Source organism: Acidovorax benzenivorans (genome assembly GCF_028680575.1).
In the GTDB taxonomy this organism is placed as follows: Bacteria; Pseudomonadota; Gammaproteobacteria; order Burkholderiales; family Burkholderiaceae_C; genus Acidovorax; species Acidovorax benzenivorans.
Genome location: NZ_JAPCKI010000014.1, coordinates 23,450 through 40,088, shown reverse-complemented (window position 1 = coordinate 40,088; position 16,639 = coordinate 23,450). Strand labels below are relative to the sequence as shown.

Annotated in this window: 14 protein-coding genes; 3 read left to right on the top strand and 11 right to left on the bottom strand. The window is 64.6% G+C overall.

Translation table 11 applies throughout. From position 1 onward, the window contains the following. Nucleotide 1: 1 nt before the first annotated feature. The 3 genes from OIN59_RS19250 to OIN59_RS19240 form a co-directional block, all read right to left on the bottom strand. Nucleotides 2–877, bottom strand: coding sequence for a branched-chain amino acid ABC transporter permease (locus OIN59_RS19250; RefSeq protein ID WP_274112857.1), 876 nt, complete (start codon nucleotides 875–877; stop codon nucleotides 2–4). A gap of 206 nt (nucleotides 878–1,083) precedes the next feature. After that, complete coding sequence (locus OIN59_RS19245; protein WP_274112855.1) at nucleotides 1,084–2,304, bottom strand: ABC transporter substrate-binding protein; 1,221 nt, start codon at nucleotides 2,302–2,304, stop codon at nucleotides 1,084–1,086. Between the two features lie 30 nt (nucleotides 2,305–2,334). Then, on the bottom strand, nucleotides 2,335–3,567 hold the full coding sequence (locus OIN59_RS19240) for a metal-dependent hydrolase family protein (RefSeq protein ID WP_274112853.1): 1,233 nt from the start codon (nucleotides 3,565–3,567) through the stop codon (nucleotides 2,335–2,337). 228 nt (nucleotides 3,568–3,795) lie between these two features. On the opposite strand from OIN59_RS19240, the gene OIN59_RS19235 reads away from it, so the two are divergent. Further along, the gene (locus OIN59_RS19235; RefSeq protein WP_274112851.1) at nucleotides 3,796–4,758 is read left to right on the top strand and encodes a LysR substrate-binding domain-containing protein; all 963 of its coding nucleotides are present in this window, start codon (nucleotides 3,796–3,798) and stop codon (nucleotides 4,756–4,758) included. A 57-nt stretch (nucleotides 4,759–4,815) separates the two neighbouring features. Here the strand turns inward: OIN59_RS19235 and OIN59_RS19230 are convergent, their stop codons facing one another. From OIN59_RS19230 to OIN59_RS19205, 6 genes are all read right to left on the bottom strand, one after another. Continuing rightward, nucleotides 4,816–6,369, bottom strand: a complete 1,554-nt coding sequence (locus OIN59_RS19230) for a malonate--CoA ligase (RefSeq protein ID WP_274112849.1) — start codon at nucleotides 6,367–6,369, stop codon at nucleotides 4,816–4,818. A 51-nt stretch (nucleotides 6,370–6,420) separates the two neighbouring features. Beyond that, nucleotides 6,421–7,224 (bottom strand): enoyl-CoA hydratase/isomerase family protein, encoded by an 804-nt coding sequence (locus OIN59_RS19225; protein WP_274112847.1) that lies wholly within the window; start codon nucleotides 7,222–7,224, stop codon nucleotides 6,421–6,423. Nucleotides 7,225–7,362: 138 nt separating this feature from the next. Then, complete coding sequence (locus OIN59_RS19220; RefSeq protein WP_274112844.1) at nucleotides 7,363–8,352, bottom strand: Bug family tripartite tricarboxylate transporter substrate binding protein; 990 nt, start codon at nucleotides 8,350–8,352, stop codon at nucleotides 7,363–7,365. A gap of 68 nt (nucleotides 8,353–8,420) precedes the next feature. Continuing rightward, nucleotides 8,421–9,953, bottom strand: coding sequence for a malonyl-CoA decarboxylase (locus OIN59_RS19215; RefSeq protein ID WP_274113017.1), 1,533 nt, complete (start codon nucleotides 9,951–9,953; stop codon nucleotides 8,421–8,423). After that, on the bottom strand, nucleotides 9,953–10,621 hold the full coding sequence (locus OIN59_RS19210) for a GntR family transcriptional regulator (RefSeq protein ID WP_274112843.1): 669 nt from the start codon (nucleotides 10,619–10,621) through the stop codon (nucleotides 9,953–9,955). The genes OIN59_RS19215 and OIN59_RS19210 overlap by 1 nt, the downstream gene beginning before the upstream one ends. A gap of 398 nt (nucleotides 10,622–11,019) precedes the next feature. Beyond that, nucleotides 11,020–11,937, bottom strand: a complete 918-nt coding sequence (locus OIN59_RS19205; protein WP_274112841.1) for a LysR family transcriptional regulator — start codon at nucleotides 11,935–11,937, stop codon at nucleotides 11,020–11,022. A gap of 120 nt (nucleotides 11,938–12,057) precedes the next feature. Here OIN59_RS19205 and OIN59_RS19200 point away from each other — a divergent pair, with 120 nt between their 5' ends. Continuing rightward, on the top strand, nucleotides 12,058–12,975 hold the full coding sequence (locus OIN59_RS19200; protein ID WP_274112839.1) for a DMT family transporter: 918 nt from the start codon (nucleotides 12,058–12,060) through the stop codon (nucleotides 12,973–12,975). 81 nt (nucleotides 12,976–13,056) lie between these two features. On the opposite strand, the gene lgt is transcribed toward OIN59_RS19200, so the two are convergent. Next, nucleotides 13,057–13,884 (bottom strand): prolipoprotein diacylglyceryl transferase, encoded by an 828-nt coding sequence (lgt, locus tag OIN59_RS19195; RefSeq protein WP_274112837.1) that lies wholly within the window; start codon nucleotides 13,882–13,884, stop codon nucleotides 13,057–13,059. Between the two features lie 184 nt (nucleotides 13,885–14,068). Here lgt and bfr point away from each other — a divergent pair, with 184 nt between their 5' ends. Further along, the gene (gene bfr, locus OIN59_RS19190; RefSeq protein ID WP_274113015.1) at nucleotides 14,069–14,551 is read left to right on the top strand and encodes a bacterioferritin; all 483 of its coding nucleotides are present in this window, start codon (nucleotides 14,069–14,071) and stop codon (nucleotides 14,549–14,551) included. A 143-nt stretch (nucleotides 14,552–14,694) separates the two neighbouring features. On the opposite strand, the gene ilvD is transcribed toward bfr, so the two are convergent. After that, a complete protein-coding gene (gene ilvD / locus OIN59_RS19185) occupies nucleotides 14,695–16,554 on the bottom strand; it encodes a dihydroxy-acid dehydratase (protein ID WP_274112835.1) in 1,860 nt (619 codons plus the stop codon). Between the last annotated feature and the right edge of the window lie 85 nt (nucleotides 16,555–16,639).

Sequence of the window (16,639 nt, the reverse complement as noted above, 5' to 3'; positions counted from 1 at the left end):
CTTACCGCACCAGTTGCACGCGGCCCATGATGCCGGCCGGGCGCACCAGCAGCACCAGCGCCAACACCACAAACGACAGCACCAGCTTGTACGACGGCCCCAACAACGGCACCGCCAGCTCTTGCGCCACACACAGCAGCAGCGCACCCAGCACCGCGCCCACCGGGCTACCGATGCCGCCCAGCACCATGGCGGCAAAGGCGGGGATCAAACTCTCCCACCCCATCTCGGGGCTGACCACGGCCTTCATGCCCAGCAGCACGCCGCCCAGCGATGACAAGGCCCCCACCAGCAGCCACAAACTAAGCATCAGCCCATTGGCGCGGATGCCGCTCGCGCGTGCCAGATCGGCACTGTCGGCCACGGCGCGCAGTTGGCGGCCAAAGCTGGTGCGGTAGATCAGCACAAACACCACCACCAGGCATGCAGCGGCCACCGCTGCAATCACCAGGTCAGTGGGCAGGATGCGGATGCCGCCAAAGTTCCAGGCGCGCACCAGGGGCAGGTCAAACGTCCGCTGGTCATGCCCCGCAAAAAAGCCAATCAGGCTGCGCAGCAAAAAGCCCAGGCCGATGGCCGCGAGCATGGACGACACCATGGGCCGCCCGGCCAGCTTGCGAAAGATCAGCGTGTACGAGCCCGCCGACACCACTGCCGTGACCACCATGCTGATGAGCGCCGCCGCCCACAGCGGCCAGCCGCCCAACAACTGCACCGCCACGGCAGCGTAGGCGCCGGTGGTCAGCATGTCGCCGGTGGCTGCATTGGGAAAGCGGTTGACGCCCATCACCAGGGTCATGGCCAGCGCGGGCAGCGCCACCACCAGGCCTTCGATCAATCCGTTGATCAGCAGGTTTACAAAATCGATCCAGGTCATTGGGTCATTCCATGCACATCTCGCTGTGCGCAGTCCTATTGAATCCGCATCTTTGAACTTGAACCATCCGTTCGGGCTGAGCCTGTCGAAGCTCTGCGCTGCGCTTCGACAGGCTCAGCGTGAAGGGTTTAAGTGGGTTGATGCCGACTCCATAACAAAACATAAGCCCGGGTCCTGCACTCAGCAGACACACCGGGCCTGGCACATCACGCAGCGATGGACACCACGTCGCGGCGCACCAGCTGGCCCTTTTCGATGATGAAGACACCGAAGTCGGGCGTGGCATCGCCGAACTTGTCAAAGTCCAGCTTGCTGGACGCGCCTTCGTAGTTCACCTTGGCCTTCTTGCCCAACTGCGCCTTGCCATCGGCAAACGAGTACACGGCGGTGCCGGGGGCGTTGGACACCTCGCGCAGCTTGGCGTTGATCTGCTCCACCGTGGCCTTGGGGCCTGCGGCCTCCATGGCCAGGGCCAGAGAGATCACCATGTCGTAGGCCATGGCGGCATAGATGTTGGTGGACGCAGCCTTGCCCGTGGCCTTGGTGAACGCCGCATCGAATTGCGCATACGACGTGCTCTTTTCGTTGGAAACCGTCTCCACCGAAATGATGCCTTCGCACACTTCCGCGCCCAGGGCCTTCACCAGGTCGGGATTGGCCGCCCAGCCGGGGATGACCCACTTGTTGTCGGCGCCCGACTGGAACCACTCGCGCAGGATGATGGTGGTGTCGGGCAGGTACGAGCCCATCACGATCACATCGGGTTTGGCCGCCAGAATCTTCTGCAGTTCGCTGCGGTAGCTGGGGCGGTTGGGTTCGTAGGTAACGTGCGCCGCCACCTTGCCACCGCGCTTTTCCCACACCTTGGTGAAGCCTTCCACATTGCCCAGACCCGATGCGTTGTTGAACGCCATGGTGGCCGGGCGCTTGAAGCCGCGCTTGGTGCAGATCTCTGCAAACGCAGCGCCAAAGCGGTCGTTGGTGGCCTGAAAGCGCCACACCAGGTCCTTGGTGTCCAGCGTAGAGATGGCGGGTGCGCCCGACACGTTCATCTGGATGATGCCTGCCGCATCCGTCAGCGGCATCACGGCCAGCGTCACGCCCGAGGCCCAGGTGCCCAGCACCGCCTGCACCTTGTTCACCTCGATCAGCTTCTTGGCGGCCAGCACGGCGGCGTCGGGCTTGGTCTGGTCGTCTTCGGTAAAGAGTTCGAGCTTGCGGCCACCGGCACCGCCAGCGGCATTGACCTCGTCTACCGCCAGGCGGATGGCTTGCTGCATGCCCGGGCCGTAGGGGCTGCCTGCGCCCGTGATGGGCGTGAGCGAGCCAATGCGAAACACATCCCCTTGCTGGCTAAAGCCGATGGAGGGAAGGCACTGCAGGGCAGCAGCTGCGCCGCCGAGCTTGACGAAATTTCTACGTTGCATGGTGTTCTCCGGTGGGTGTCAAAGGGGAAATCAAAGGGTGTTCTTGACCCACACGCCGTCCTTGGCAATGGCGCGGATGCGCTCGCCCTGGTTCAGCAGGCAGGTGATGTCGGCAAGCGGGTCGCCATCGACCAGCAACAGGTCGGCCACGGCACCCGCCGTGATCTCGCCCAGTTGGCCTTGCTGGCCCAGGATCTCGGCGCCGATCAGCGTGGCCTGCTGCAGCACCGGGCCATTGCCCAGCACGTCGGCGCGCAGGCGCAACTCGTCAGACTGCAGGTAATGTGTTTCGGCCAGCAGGTCGCTGCCCAGGCCCATCTTCACGCCCGCCTTGGCCAGGATCTCAATGGCCTGCTTGCCCTGGCCGCGCACCGAATCGATCTTGGCGATCGACACCGCAGGCAAACCGTAGCGCTCGCCCTCGTTGGCCAGGCCCTCATACGTGATGAGCGTGGGCACCATGAAAGCGCCCATCTCTGCCATCAACTCGGCCGTGGGTGCATCCACCAAATTACCGTGCTCAATGGTGCGCACACCGCAGCGCACGGCGCGGGCGATGGCACGGGGCGTGTAGGCGTGTGCCATGACATAGGTGTTGGCATTGGAGGCCTCTTCCACAATGGCGCGCAGCTCGGCCTCGGAATAGCCCAGGTTGCCAATCGGGTCGTTGGGCGACGCCACGCCGCCCGATGCCATCACCTTGATCTGCGTGGCGCCCTTCAAGATTTCTTCGCGCACCGCCAGGCGGCAGGCATCCACCCCATCGACCACGCGGCCGATGTTGCCCAACTTGTAGGCGCACGAACACACATCCAGGTCATCGTTGCGCTGGCGGAAATCCGCATGCCCCCCAGTTTGCGACAGCGCCTTGCCCGCAGGGAAGATGCGCGGCCCCTGCACCAGCCCCGTGCGCACCGCTTCAGCCAGCGACCAGTCGGCGCCGCCCGCATCACGCACGGTGGTAAAGCCCCGCTCCAGCATGCCCTTCATGATGGGCAGCGAGCGCAGCATGGTGAACACATTGGGCATCTTGGCCACGGCGCCTAGGTTGAACGAAGACGCCACCACATGCACGTGGCAATCAATCAGGCCGGGCATCAGGGTCATGCCCTTGGCGTCCAGCGTGGTGACCCCTTCTGGCACCTGCAGGTTGGTGCCTACCGCCGCAATGCGGCCGTCCTGCACCAGAACGGACAAGCCGGTGCGCAATGTGAGGGCATGCACATCCAGCACACGGCTGTTTTCAATCAACAAAGAGGTCATGAGATTCGTCAAAGTGGGCGCGATGGCTTCAAAATTACTCATAGCCTGCTTTTTCAGGGGGCCATGAAGACCATCAAGCATCCATCTGGTGCATTGCAGCATCTACAGAGTGTGGCGCTTGACACGTTGCTGTCACAGGACGCATTTATCGGGCCAATTGACCTTATCCGCAACGCCTAAAATCTCACCATCCCATGAGCCCTACTCATACCCCCTAGGCATACATCTATGCGCCGCCTGTGCCCCACCATCTCTGAGCTGAACGCTTTTCACTCTGCCGCCAAGCACCAGGCCTTCACCATGGCCGCGCGCGAGCTGTGCGTGACGCAAAGCGCCATCAGCCGCCACATTGCCGCGCTGGAGGACTACCTGGGCCAGAAGCTGTTCATCCGCAAGGCCACGGGGCTGGAGCTGACCGAGGCGGGCGCGACCTACCTCAACGCCACCCGCCCTGCCATGGCCGCGCTGGAATCGGCCACGGCACAGCTCATGTCGTACGGGGGCGATGGCGGCTCGCTCAACCTGTCCGTGCCACCCACGTTTGCAGCGCAGTGGCTGTTTCCGCGCCTGGGGCACTTCAAGCGCACGCTGCCGCAGGTGTCGCTGAACTTTGTGCGCTACCAGCACGCGCACGACTTTGCGACCCCGCACGAGTTCGACGCAGCCATCCAGTACGGCTACGGCAACTGGCCCAGCGCCAATGCGCGCTACCTGATTGGCAAGGAAACCAGCATTGTCTGCAGCCCGCAACTGCAAGCCGCCCTGCCCCTGCGCACGCCGCAAGACCTGATGCGCGCCACACTGCTGCAGCACATTGAGGTGCCCCTGGCCTGGCAAGACTGGATGGAAGCCAACGGTCTGGACACCAGCGCCAGCCGGTTCGGGCCGGGCTTCAACCTGTACTCGCTGATCATCCGTGCCGCAGTTTCAGGCTTTGGCGTGGGCATCGTGCCCACCTGCCTGGTGGAGGACGAACTGCAGGCAGGCTCGCTGGTGGAGCCCCTGAAAGACCGCTTTGACAGCCCGCTGGGCTATTACCTGTGCGCGCCCACGGCACGCACCAACCTGTCGGTGTACCGGCTGGTGGCGGGGTGGCTGGAGCATTGCTGCAACCATGCCGATGGCGCCGCAGCGCCAGCCGCCGCCACGCCCTGTATTTTCTGCAGCCCCCAAGCCTCAACGGCTGGTTAGCCGACGGGGTGAGTGAAACCGCGCAGCCGACGCAGCCCACCCCCCCTCGGGCCCGTGTCAGGCAAACAAGCCCTTGTGCTGCTCGCGCAGCAGGTTCTTTTGCACCTTGCCCATGGTGTTGCGGGGCAGCTCGGGCACCACAAAACATTTCTTGGGGATCTTGAAGTTGGCGAGTTGCGACTTGAGCCCCGCCACGATGGCCTCGGGGTTGAGCTGCGCGCCGGGCTTGGCGATCACCACGGCCACGCCCACTTCGCCAAAGTCGGGGTGGGGCACGCCCACCAGCGCGCTTTCGGCCACGCCGGGCATCTCGTTGATGTAGCCCTCGATCTCTGCGGGGTACACGTTGTAGCCGCCGCTGATGATGAGGTCCTTGCTCCGGCCCACGATGCTCACGTAATCACGCTCGTCCACCTTGCCCACATCGCCGGTCTTGAACCAGCCGTCTTTCGTGAACTCTTCGGCCGTCTTCTCGGGCATGCGCCAGTAGCCCTTGAACACATTGGGGCCCTGGACCTGGATGTTGCCGATTTCGCCCACGGGCAGGGGCCTGTTTGCGTCGTCCACCACACGCAGGCCCACGCCGGGCAGCGGGAAGCCCACCGTGGCACCACGGCGCTCGCTCTGGCCGTTGTGGCGGGCGTCGGCCGCATAGGGGTTGGAAGTGAGCATGATGGTTTCGCTCATGCCGTAGCGCTCCAGGATGGTGTGGCCGGTGCGTTGCTGCCATTCGGTAAAGGTCTCGATCAGCAGCGGCGCGGAGCCGGCGATGAACAAGCGCATATCCTTCGTAGCCTCCTTGTTCAAACCCGGCTCGGCCAGCAGGCGCACGTACAGCGTGGGCACGCCCATGAAGACCGTAGCGCGCGGCATGGCAGCCAGCACCGCCTTGGGGTCGAACTTGGCCATCCAGATCATCTTGCTGCCGTTGATGAGCGCGCCGTGGATGGCCACGAACAGGCCGTGCACGTGAAAGATGGGCAGTGCGTGGATCAACACATCGCCCTTCTTCCAGCCCCAGTAGTCCTTGAGCACCTGTGCGTTGCTGAGCAGGTTGCCGTGCGTGAGCATCGCCCCCTTGCTGCGGCCCGTGGTGCCGCTGGTGTAGAGGATGGCGGCCAGGTCATCGGCCTTGCGCGGCACGGGCGTATGGCTGTCGCCATGGTGCGCAGCGCGCTCCAGCAGGCTGCCGCTGCGGTCATCGCCCAGCGTGAACACATGCTGCGTGCCCAGCGTGAAGGCAATCTTGCTCACCCAGCCAAAGTTGCCGGGCGTGCACACCACCACTGCAGGCTCGGCGTTGCCGATGAAGTATTCGATCTCGGCGCTCTGGTAGGCCGTATTGAGCGGCAGGAAGACGTAGCCAGCACGCAGCGTGGCCAGGTACAGCACCATGGCCTCCACCGACTTTTCGACCTGCACGGCCACGCGGCTGCCCTCGGGCAGCTTCAGGGACGTGAGCAGGTTGGCCATGCGCGCACTGGCGCGGTCCAGATCGGCCCAGGTGTAGAACAACGGCTTGCCGTCGGGTGCCGTGGTCTCCACGGCCGTGCTGGCCAGGTCGGCAGGAAAGGCGGCGCGCAATGCGCTGAAGAGGTTGTGTTGGCTCATGGCAGTTGGGCGGTTTTCAAAGGGTCGGATCAACAAAGCGGGCAAGGCCCGTCAAAACAAGGGAGCGCGTTTTTCAAGGAACGCGGTGATGCCTTCGCGGTGCTCTGCGCTGTCCGCGTAGGCATAGGGGTCAGGCACCCCGTTTACTATATTTTTTATAGCTACTTGCGCTTTACTATCATGCGCTAGAGGCATTTTTAATGCTCGAAACGTCTGTTTGTTCATGCGGGTGGCCTGGGGCGCCAGCGCGGCGATGCGCTGCGCACTGCCCAGGGCTTCGGTGGCCACCATGTCGTCGGGCACCACGCGGCTCAGAAAGCCGCGCGCCAGCATGTCGGGGGCACTGAAAGTGGCTGCCTCCAGCAGCATCTGGCGTGCGGTCACGTCACCCACCGCACCCGCCACCAGTTGTGCCTCGCGCGGGGCCATCGGAAAACCCAGCTTGGCAATCGGCGCGCCAAAACGGGCACCATTACCCGCAACGCGAATGTCGCAGCAGCTGGCAATCTCCACACCAGCCCCCATGCAGGCGCCGCTGATCTGGGCCACGATGGGCACATCGCACTGGAGCATGGCGTTCAGCCCGCCCCACACGTCGTTCTCATGAAAATCGCGCAGGGCCGCCGCGTCAAAACGGAAGCCGGGGTATTCCGAAATATCTCCACCCGCACAAAACGCCCCGCCCTCGCCCGCAATGAGCACGCAGCGCGCATCAGCGCGGCGCTGCACGTCTTCAAACACCACACGCAACTGCCGCCACATGGGCCGCGACATGGCGTTCAGCCGCTCGGTGTGGCGCAGGGTGACATGCACCACACCACCCTCACCGGCATTCATCAAAACTTCACCCGACATCTTCACAACCCATCAAGTTACGCAAATTACTCAGCCCAAGAGCCCGCGCAGCCCCATCACCAGCGCCACCGTGGAACTGGCTCCGCCAGGCCACGGGTGGCGTCCCCCTTGGGGGATGGCGCGAAGCGCCTCAGGGGGTTAATCCAATTTAGCACCAGACGCCTTCACCACCGCCGCCCAGCGCTTGACCTCGCTGCTGACGAAAGCGCCAAATTGCTGCTGGGTCATGCCGCCGTAGTCCGCGCCATTGCTGGCCCACACGGCCTTGAGTTCATCGGCGGTGCCCAAGTGCTTGATTTCGTCCACGATGCGCGCCTGCACATCGGCCGGTGTGCCTTTGGGCGCCCACAGGCCGTACCAGGTGGTCACGGTGTAATCGGGCAGACCCACTTCGGAGGCGCAGGGTACGTCAGGGAACGCGGGGTTGCGCTTGGGGCCGGACACCATCAGCGCCTTGATGCGGCCACTCTTGATGTGGTTGGCCGATGAGCCCAGGCCATCGAACATCATGTCCACGTTGCCCCCCATCAGGTCCTGCAGCGCGGGGCCAGCGCCACGGTAGGGGATGTGGGTGATGAACGTGCCCGTCTGCTGCTTGAACAGCTCGCCCGCCAGATGGTGCGAGGTGCCAGCCCCGGCCGAACCGTAGTTGAGCTTGGCGGGGTTGCGCTTGATGTGGTCCAGGAACTGCTTGAAATTGGTGGACGGCGTCTTGGGGTTGACCACCAGTACCTGCGGCACATTGGCCAACAGCGCCAGGGGAATGAAGTCCTTTTCGATGTCGTAGTCGAGCTTGGGGTACATCGACGGGGCGATGGCATGGTGCACCGCGCCCATGAACAGCGTGTAGCCATCGGGCGCTGCCTTGGACGCAATGCTGGCGCCCAGCGTGCCACCAGCGCCGCCCCGGTTGTCGATCACCAGCGTCTTGCCCGTGCTCTTGGAAAACTGCGCAGCCAGCGGCCGGGCAAACGCATCGGTGCCGCCCCCGGCGGGGAACGGCACCACCACCGTCACGGGCTTGCTGGGCCAGGCGCTCTGGGCCCAGCTGCTGCCGCTGGCCAGGCCCAGGCCTGCAGCCGCCGCACCGAGCAATACATCCCGGCGTTGGATTCGCGATTCAGTCATTCCTTGTCTCCTGTCGTTGTAAAAATACGCTGTCACTGGTCCACCCGGCATCCTGCCGGGCGCCACGGTCAATCGCGGCAAAGGCTGTCGATGTCCCCCGACACTGGCACCTTGCCCTGCGCAAGCAAGCTGCGGTGCTTGTCGATGCGCTTCAAGTCGTACAGGTAGTTCACCATGAGCCCGTACGATTGTTTCTGCCCCTTGTTGGACGGGTCACCCGCCCAGTTCAGGCGCTCTACCCGCGCGCCATTGCCCAAGTGGAATCGGGCCACCGGGTCCACCGGCTTGCCCTCTTGCAGCTCGCGGCCCAGATAGTACGCGGCGCATTCGAGCAGCATCTGGCGCACGGGGGACTTGGCATCCAGCTCCAGCGCCTTGTCCAATGCCCCGAGGAAATGCGTGGCCTGCGGTGGCTCGAAGCCCACCGCACGGCCCAGCTCGCTGCGGCGCTTGTCGTCCAGGCGATCCAGCATCGCGCCCGCATGTTTGCCCAGCCAAGAGCGAAAACCCGGGATGGGCGACAGCGTGGCAAAGGTGCGCAGGCGCGGAAACTCGGCCGTGAGCGTCTCCACCACATGTTTAATGAGCGAGTCGCCAAAGCTCACGCCGCGCAGGCCCGTTTGCGTGTTGCTGATGGAATAGAAGATGGCCGTGGTGGCCCGTGCGATGTCCACGGGCGCGGCGGCTTCGTCCAGCAGCGGGGTGATGCTGGCAGAGATCTTGTCCAGCAGCGCGACCTCCACAAAAATCAGCGGCTCGTTGGGCAAGCGGGGGTGGAAGAAACCGTAGCAGCGGCGGTCGCTGTCCAGGCGGTTCTTCAGGTCAGCCCAGCTGCGGATGTCGTGCACGGCCTCGTACTTGATGAGCTTTTCGAGCAGCGACGCGGGCGAGTCCCACGACAGACGGCGCAACTCCAGAAAGGCCACGTCGAACCAGGTCGAGAACAGGTGCTCCAGCTCGGCATCGAGCGGCAGCAGGCGCTTGTCGGCCTTGAGCAGCGGCAGGATCTCGGCGCGCATGTCCACCAAAAAACGCATGCCCTCGGAGAACGCCGAAAACCGCTGCAGCAGCCGCGTGCGCGGCGACACCAGTGCACGGCGCAGGCTGATCTCGGCCTGCCCCTCCTCGGCCGTGCCCGCTGCGGCTTCGTAGCGTTGGCGGGCCGACTTGAAGCGCGTGGCGTCGGGCGCGAACTGCTCGCACATGAGCAGCCACATGTCGCGCCGCTCTTCGGGCTCGGCCTTGGCATACCACTCGGCCACGGTCTGGGCGCGGCGGCCGCCTTCGATCTCGCTCACCTGCGGGGCCACCACCTCCTGCAGGTCGGCCAGCAGACGGCGCAATGCGCGGGGTGACAAGGCCTCCTGCCCACGGCGCAGCGTGGCCTGCAGGCGCTCATGGGTAGAACGCGGCACCGCGACCTTGGCGACCACGTCGGTCACGGTTTTGTCGAGTGCCGCCTTGACCGACTTGTCAGCGGTTTTATCAGCGGTCTTGTCCGTAGTCTTGTCCGCTGTTTTATCCGTCGCCTTGTCGGCAGCGGGCGCGGCCGTGCGCAGGCGCGACACGCTGCGGGTGATCCATTCGGGGGTGTTGTTCATCATGGTGTCAACCTCGATTGCTGGTTGCGGGCTACGTCGCGCAGCGCATCGCGCTGGCGCAACAGGTGGGTGCGCATGGCCTCCTCGGCTGCGTCGCAGTCATGGGCCTTGAGCGCGGCAAACACGGCCAGGTGCTCGGCCAGGCTTTGCTGCATGCGCCCGGGGGCATGCAGCGTCTTGTGGCGTGCCAGCCGCAGGATCTTGCGCAGGTCGCCAATCACCTGGGCCAGCCAGCGGTTGTCTGCCAGCGTGATGAAGGCCTCGTGGATGGCGTAGTTGGCTTCGTAGTAGTCGGTCATGCGCCCGTCGGCTGCGCACTGCTGCAGGCGCTCGTGCAGCAGCTCCAGCGCGGCGATGTCGGCCGCCACGGCCTTGCGCGTAGCCTCGTGTGCTGCACGGCCTTCCAGCAACGCGATGACGGGGAAGATGTTGTCCAGGTCGCTCTCGGTGACCTCGGCCACAAAACAGCCCCGGCGCGGCTCATGGCGCAGCAGCCCCTCGGCCACCAGCACCTTGAGCGCTTCGCGCAGCGGGGTGCGCGAGATCTCCAGCCGCTCGCACAAGGCGGCCTCGTCCAGAAAGCTGCCGGGCGGCAAAGCGCCCGCAAAAATCTGCTCCCGCAGCCGAGAGGCGACTTCGTCGTGCAGTGAATTCGGGACAGGACGCATGTAAAACAAGGCTCCAGGGCACCAACCCGCGAGGCATTGGCTATTAACGGTAGGTAGCTCACGCAGACTGAATGACTGCAACACACCCTTAACAGCCGACAACAGAGGCGATTGCCTCGCCATGTGTGTAATTTCTCATAATTATGAAAAATGACAAAGTGAAAACCCTGATTTGCAGGCTTTGGTTACACAAAAGACCGCCGCTGCTGTGGCTGAGCAACGCCGCGGACGAACGCGGGGCGTGAGTGGAGCTCTTTTCTACGGGTTTTCAGGCCGCGCAATTGCGCTGGCGGCCCGGCTCCAAGACAACCTCTTGCACAGAGGCCACAGCGCGCCGCAGGACTCTCTCACCCGGCATCCACCACGGCATTCATCTGGCATTTGGCATTCGCCTGGCCTCACTCCACGCCTGCAAACCCTTCCACCAGGTGGTCGATCCACACGCGCAGTTTGGCTGGCAGAAACCGGTGTGACGGGTACAGCACCCAGGCCGTGCCCGCGTACGAGGTCTTGTGCTCCCAGTCCGGCAGCACGGTCACCAGCTCGCCCCGCGCCAGGGCTGCACGCGCCGCAAAACCAGGCAGGCTGGCAATACCCAGGTGGCTCAGCGCGGCCTCCAGCCGCACCTCGCTGTGGTTGGCCACGTAGCGCCCACGCACAGCCACCGTGGCGGATTCGCCCGCCCGCTCAAAGCGCCAGTGCCGGTCGCGCTCGTCCTCGCCCAGGGTGATGCAGGCGTGCTGCTCCAGGTCGCGCGGGTGCAGCGGGTGGCCGCGCTCGGCCAGGTAACGCGGGCTGGCGCAGGCCAGGTGGCACAAGGTGGCCAGCGGCCGCCCCGCCAGGCCCGGGGGTGGCGTGTCGGTCACACGCAGGGCCAGGTCGATGGATTCCTCGAACAGGTCCACCGTGCGGTCGGTGATCAGCAATTGCACATCGACCTCGGGGTATTTCTGCAAGAACGGCAGCACCAGGGGGTGTACCAGCTGGCGCCCCACGGCCTTGGGCATGCTCATGCGCACCATGCCCGATGGCGCGGCAGAGTGCGTATCGCTCAGCGCCCACACCTCGCGTGCTGCAGACACCATGGCTTGGCAGCGGCTGTAGACCGCAGCCCCGGCGTCGGTCAGCCGCAGCTTGCGGGTGGTGCGCTCCAGCAGGCGCACGCGCAGCGCCCCTTCCAGCCGCGCCACCTGGCGGCTGACCGCCGACGGGGTGATGCCCAGTTGCCGGGCGGCGGCAGAGAAGCTGCCCGCATCCACCACACGCGCAAACGCCGCCATGTCGGGGAGGCTATCCAGGGGCTGATTGATGCTCATGAGGAATAAGTGCAGTGCTTTGTCAGCGATTATCAATCCAGTGACGCAAATTGATAATTCCCAAACACCCAGCCGCTGCCGTGCGCAGCGTCCTTCTGCTCCGACGCCATCCCACACTCCATGCCACACGCCCTGCCCCTGTCCGCCCCTTCCCCGCTGGCCCCGCGCCTGTCCGACCTGGCCTTGCTGCTGGTGGCCGTGGTGTGGGGCACGAGCTATGGCGTGGCCAAGGGGGCCCTGGTGTTCTACCCGGTGCTGGGCTTTTTGGCTGTGCGTTTCATCCTGACCTTTTCCGTGTTGCTCCCCGCCCTGCTGCGCGCCAGTGCGCCCGAGCGACGCGATGCCTTGCTGGCCGGTTTGCCGCTGGGTGTGCTGATGCTGGGCATCTTTCTGTGCGAGACCTTTGGTCTGGCGCTCACGCAGGCCAGCAACGCAGCGTTTTTGATCAGCCTGTGCGTGGTGTTCACCCCTTTTGCCGAGTGGTGGCTGCTGCGCCAGCGGCCCGAGCGCGCGATGTTTGGTTTTGCCGCCGTCTCGCTGCTCGGCGCGGCCCTGCTCAGCGGGGGTTACACGGGCCAGTGGGGCTGGGGCGACGCGCTGATGCTGGCGGCCGCCGTGCTGCGCGCCATCACCGTGTGCCAGACCACCCGGCTCACCCGCCGTCGCAACGCACCGGTGCTGGCCCTCACGGCAGTGCAGTCGGGCGTGATCGGTGTCGGTTGCCTGCTGCTGGCACTGGCCTTGCCGGGCGAGCTGCCGCCGCTGCCGTCGCTCACACACGCCAGCGCCTTCTGGTGGGCCTGCATTTACCTGGTGGCGGGCTGCACCGTGTTTGCGTTTGTGGCCCAGAACTGGGCACTGCGCCACAGCTCGCCCACGCGCGTGGGCCTGCTAACGAGCAGCGAGCCCGCCTTTGGCGCGCTGTTCGCGGTGTTCTGGCTGGGGGAGCAGCTCAGCACCACGGGCTGGGTGGGCGGCGCGCTCATCGTGGGTGCTGCCCTGTGGACGATGGCACGGCGGGGTGATGCGCAGCATTGACCACCTGCTACCCGCCATTTGCTCCAATCACTACTATTTTGATAGCTGCCTAGGCATATAACACCGGCGCTACCGCCCGTTTTATCTCGAAACCAACGCCCCTACCGGCTGGCGCTGCGCCCACAGCCACATCGCCGCACCACCCAGGATCATGGGCACGCACAGCCACTGCCCCATGCTCATGCCCAGCGACAGGATGCCCAGGAAGGCATCGGGCTCGCGGAAGTATTCGGCAATGAAGCGGAACACGCCATAGCCCAACAAAAAGGCCGCCGCCACCTGGCCTGGGCGGCGCTCCTTGCGCGCATACAGCCACAGCAGCACGAACAGCAGCAGCCCTTCCATCAAGAACTGGTACACCTGCGAAGGGTGGCGGGGCTGCATGGAGCCGCTGTGCGCAAACACCATGCCCCAAGGCAAGTCGGGGCTGGCAAAGCGGCCCCACAGTTCCCCGTTGATGAAGTTGCCCACACGCCCCGCAGCCAGCCCGGTGGGCACGCAGGGGGCCACAAAGTCGGCCACCTGCAGCCAGGGCCGCTTGCGCGAATGGGCAAACCACAACATGGCCACCACCACGCCCAGCAGCCCGCCATGGAAGGCCATGCCCCCCTGCCACACGGCAAAAATCTCCAGGGGGTGGCTCAGGTAGTAGCCCGGCTTGTAGAACAGGCAATAGCCCAACCGCCCGCCGATGACCACCCCCGCCACCCCCAGGAACAGGATGTCTTCCACATCCTTGCGCGTCCAGGCGCCGGGCCCCGTGATGGAGGCAAAGGGTGGATGCCGCAGGCGCCGGATGCCCAGCAACATGAACAGGCCAAAGGCCGCGAGATAAGTGAGGCCGTACCAGTGCACAGCCAGCGGGCCGATCTGCAGGGCAACGGGGTCGATGTGGGGGTAGGTCAGCATGGTGGGCGGTATTGTGCCCTCGCCCCGGAGGGCCTGGGCACAACCCGCCCAATCCACCCAATCCGCTCGCGCAATGCGAACGCCTCTGATCCCCGTGCGCATGCAGAGCACGGGTACGGGGGCATTGGTTACAGATGCCCCTGCCCGCGCGATACTCGCCAGTCAAAAATCCAAGGACAACAACATGCAGGGCCATCCACAAGTCATCGACTATTTCAAGGAACTGCTGCGCGGCGAGCTGGCCGCTCGCGACCAGTATTTCGTGCACTCGCGCACCTATGAGGATCTGGGCTTGATCAAGCTCTACACACGCCTCGACCACGAGATGCAGGAAGAAACCCAGCATGCCGACGCACTGCTGCGCCGCATTCTCCTCCTGGGTGGCCGCCCCGACATGCGGCCCAATCCCTTCACTCCCGGCGAAACCGTGCCCGAGATGCTGAAGAAGGACCTGGCCACCGAATACGAGGTGCGCGCTGCCCTGCAAAAAGGCATGGCCCTGTGCGAAAGCGTGGGCGACTACGTGAGCCGCGACCTGCTGCTGGTTCAGTTGCGCGACACCGAGGAAGACCACGCCTACTGGCTCGAAAAGCAGCTGGGCCTGATCGACAAGGTTGGCCTGCCGAATTATTTGCAGTCGCAGATGGACAGCAGCACCTCCGCGTAAAAACAGGTAAAAATCGACTCAATCGCTTATCCACAAAGCGTAAGCAGCTATCAAAACATAAGCATTCAGCCATTAAAAAAGCCGCACCCTCCGGGTGCGGCTTTTTTGCGGCTGGGGCGCAATCCCGCCCTGGCCCCGATGGCTCAGTCGTCCAGCAGCGACAGGTCGCGCACGGCGCCCTTGTCGGCCGACATCACCAGCTTGGCATAGGCCTTGAGCGCAGCCGATACCTTGCGGGGGCGCGGCAGAGCGGGCTTCCAGCCCTTGGCGTTCTGCTCTTCGCGGCGCTTGGCCAGCTCCTCATCGCTCACCAACACATTGATGCTGCGATTGGGAATGTCGATGCGAATGCGGTCGCCATTGCGCACCAGGCCAATCGCGCCACCCGCCGCCGCTTCGGGCGAGCAGTGGCCGATCGACAGGCCCGAGGTGCCACCCGAGAAGCGCCCGTCGGTCAACAGCGCGCAGGCCTTGCCCAGGCCCTTGGACTTGATGTAGCTGGTGGGGTACAGCATCTCCTGCATGCCGGGGCCGCCCTTGGGGCCTTCGTAGCGCACGATGACGATGTCGCCCGCCTTGACCTTGTCGGCCAGGATGTTGGCCACGGCCTCGTCCTGCGATTCAGTGACGTGCGCCGTGCCCTCGAACACCAAAATGCTCTCGTCCACACCGGCCGACTTGACCACGCAGCCGTCCACGGCAATGTTGCCCGTCAGCACGGCCAGGCCGCCTTCCTTGCTGAAGGCGTGGTCGTACGAGCGGATGCAGCCTTCGGCGCGATCCAGGTCCAGGCTGGGCCAGCGGGTGGACTGGCTGAACGCCACCTGCGTCGGGATACCGGCGGGGCCCGCCATGTAGAAAGTGCGCACGGCATCGTCCTGCGTGCGCACGATGTCCCACTGGTCCAGCGCGTCTTTCAGCGTGGGTGCGTACACGGTAGGCACGTCGGTGTGCAGCTTGCCCGCACGGTCCAGCTCGCCCAGGATGGCCATGATGCCCCCCGCACGGTGCACGTCTTCGATGTGGTACTTGTTGGTGTTGGGCGCCACCTTGCACAGCTGCGGCACGGCGCGCGAAAGGCGGTCGATGTCGGCCATGGTGAAGGGGATCTCCGCCTCTTTCGCAATCGCCAGCAGGTGCAGGATGGTGTTGGTGGAGCCGCCCATGGCAATGTCCAGCGTCATGGCGTTTTCAAACGCCTTGAAGCCCATCGAACGCGGCAGCACGCGCTCGTCGTCCTGCTCGTAGTGCTGCTTGGCGATTTCCACAATGCGGCGGCCGGCGCGCTTGAAGAGCTGCTCACGGTCGGCGTGGGTGGCCACCACCGTGCCATTGCCAGGCAACGACAGGCCCAGCGCCTCGGTCAGGCAGTTCATCGAGTTGGCGGTGAACATGCCCGAGCATGAACCACAGGTGGGGCAGGCCGAACGCTCGACTTCGGCCACATCGGCGTCAGAGTAGTTGGTGTCGGCGGCGATCACCATCGCGTCCACCAGGTCGAGCTTCTTGAACTCCATGACCTTCGTAACAGGGTTAGCCAGGCGGGTCTTGCCAGCCTCCATGGGGCCCCCAGAGACAAAGATCACCGGGATGTTCAAACGCATCGCGGCCATCAGCATGCCGGGCGTGATCTTGTCGCAGTTGGAGATGCACACCATGGCGTCGGCGCAGTGCGCGTTGACCATGTATTCCACCGAGTCCGCAATGATGTCGCGGCTGGGCAGCGAATACAGCATGCCGTCGTGGCCCATGGCGATGCCGTCGTCCACGGCAATGGTGTTGAACTCCTTGGCCACGCCGCCAGCGGCTTCGATCTCGCGGGCCACCAGCTGGCCCAGGTCCTTCAGGTGCACGTGGCCGGGCACGAACTGGGTGAACGAATTGACCACCGCGATGATCGGCTTGCTGAAGTCATCGTCTTTCATGCCTGTGGCGCGCCACAGGGAGCGCGCGCCTGCCATGTTGCGACCGGCGGTGGAGGTTTTGGAACGGTAGATGGGCATCGTGCTGGCTTCTGAAAATTCGCTGGAAAGGAGGCGGGCCGCCGGAATATGAGCCCCTCGCGCACCCATGCAACCAACCTCTTGA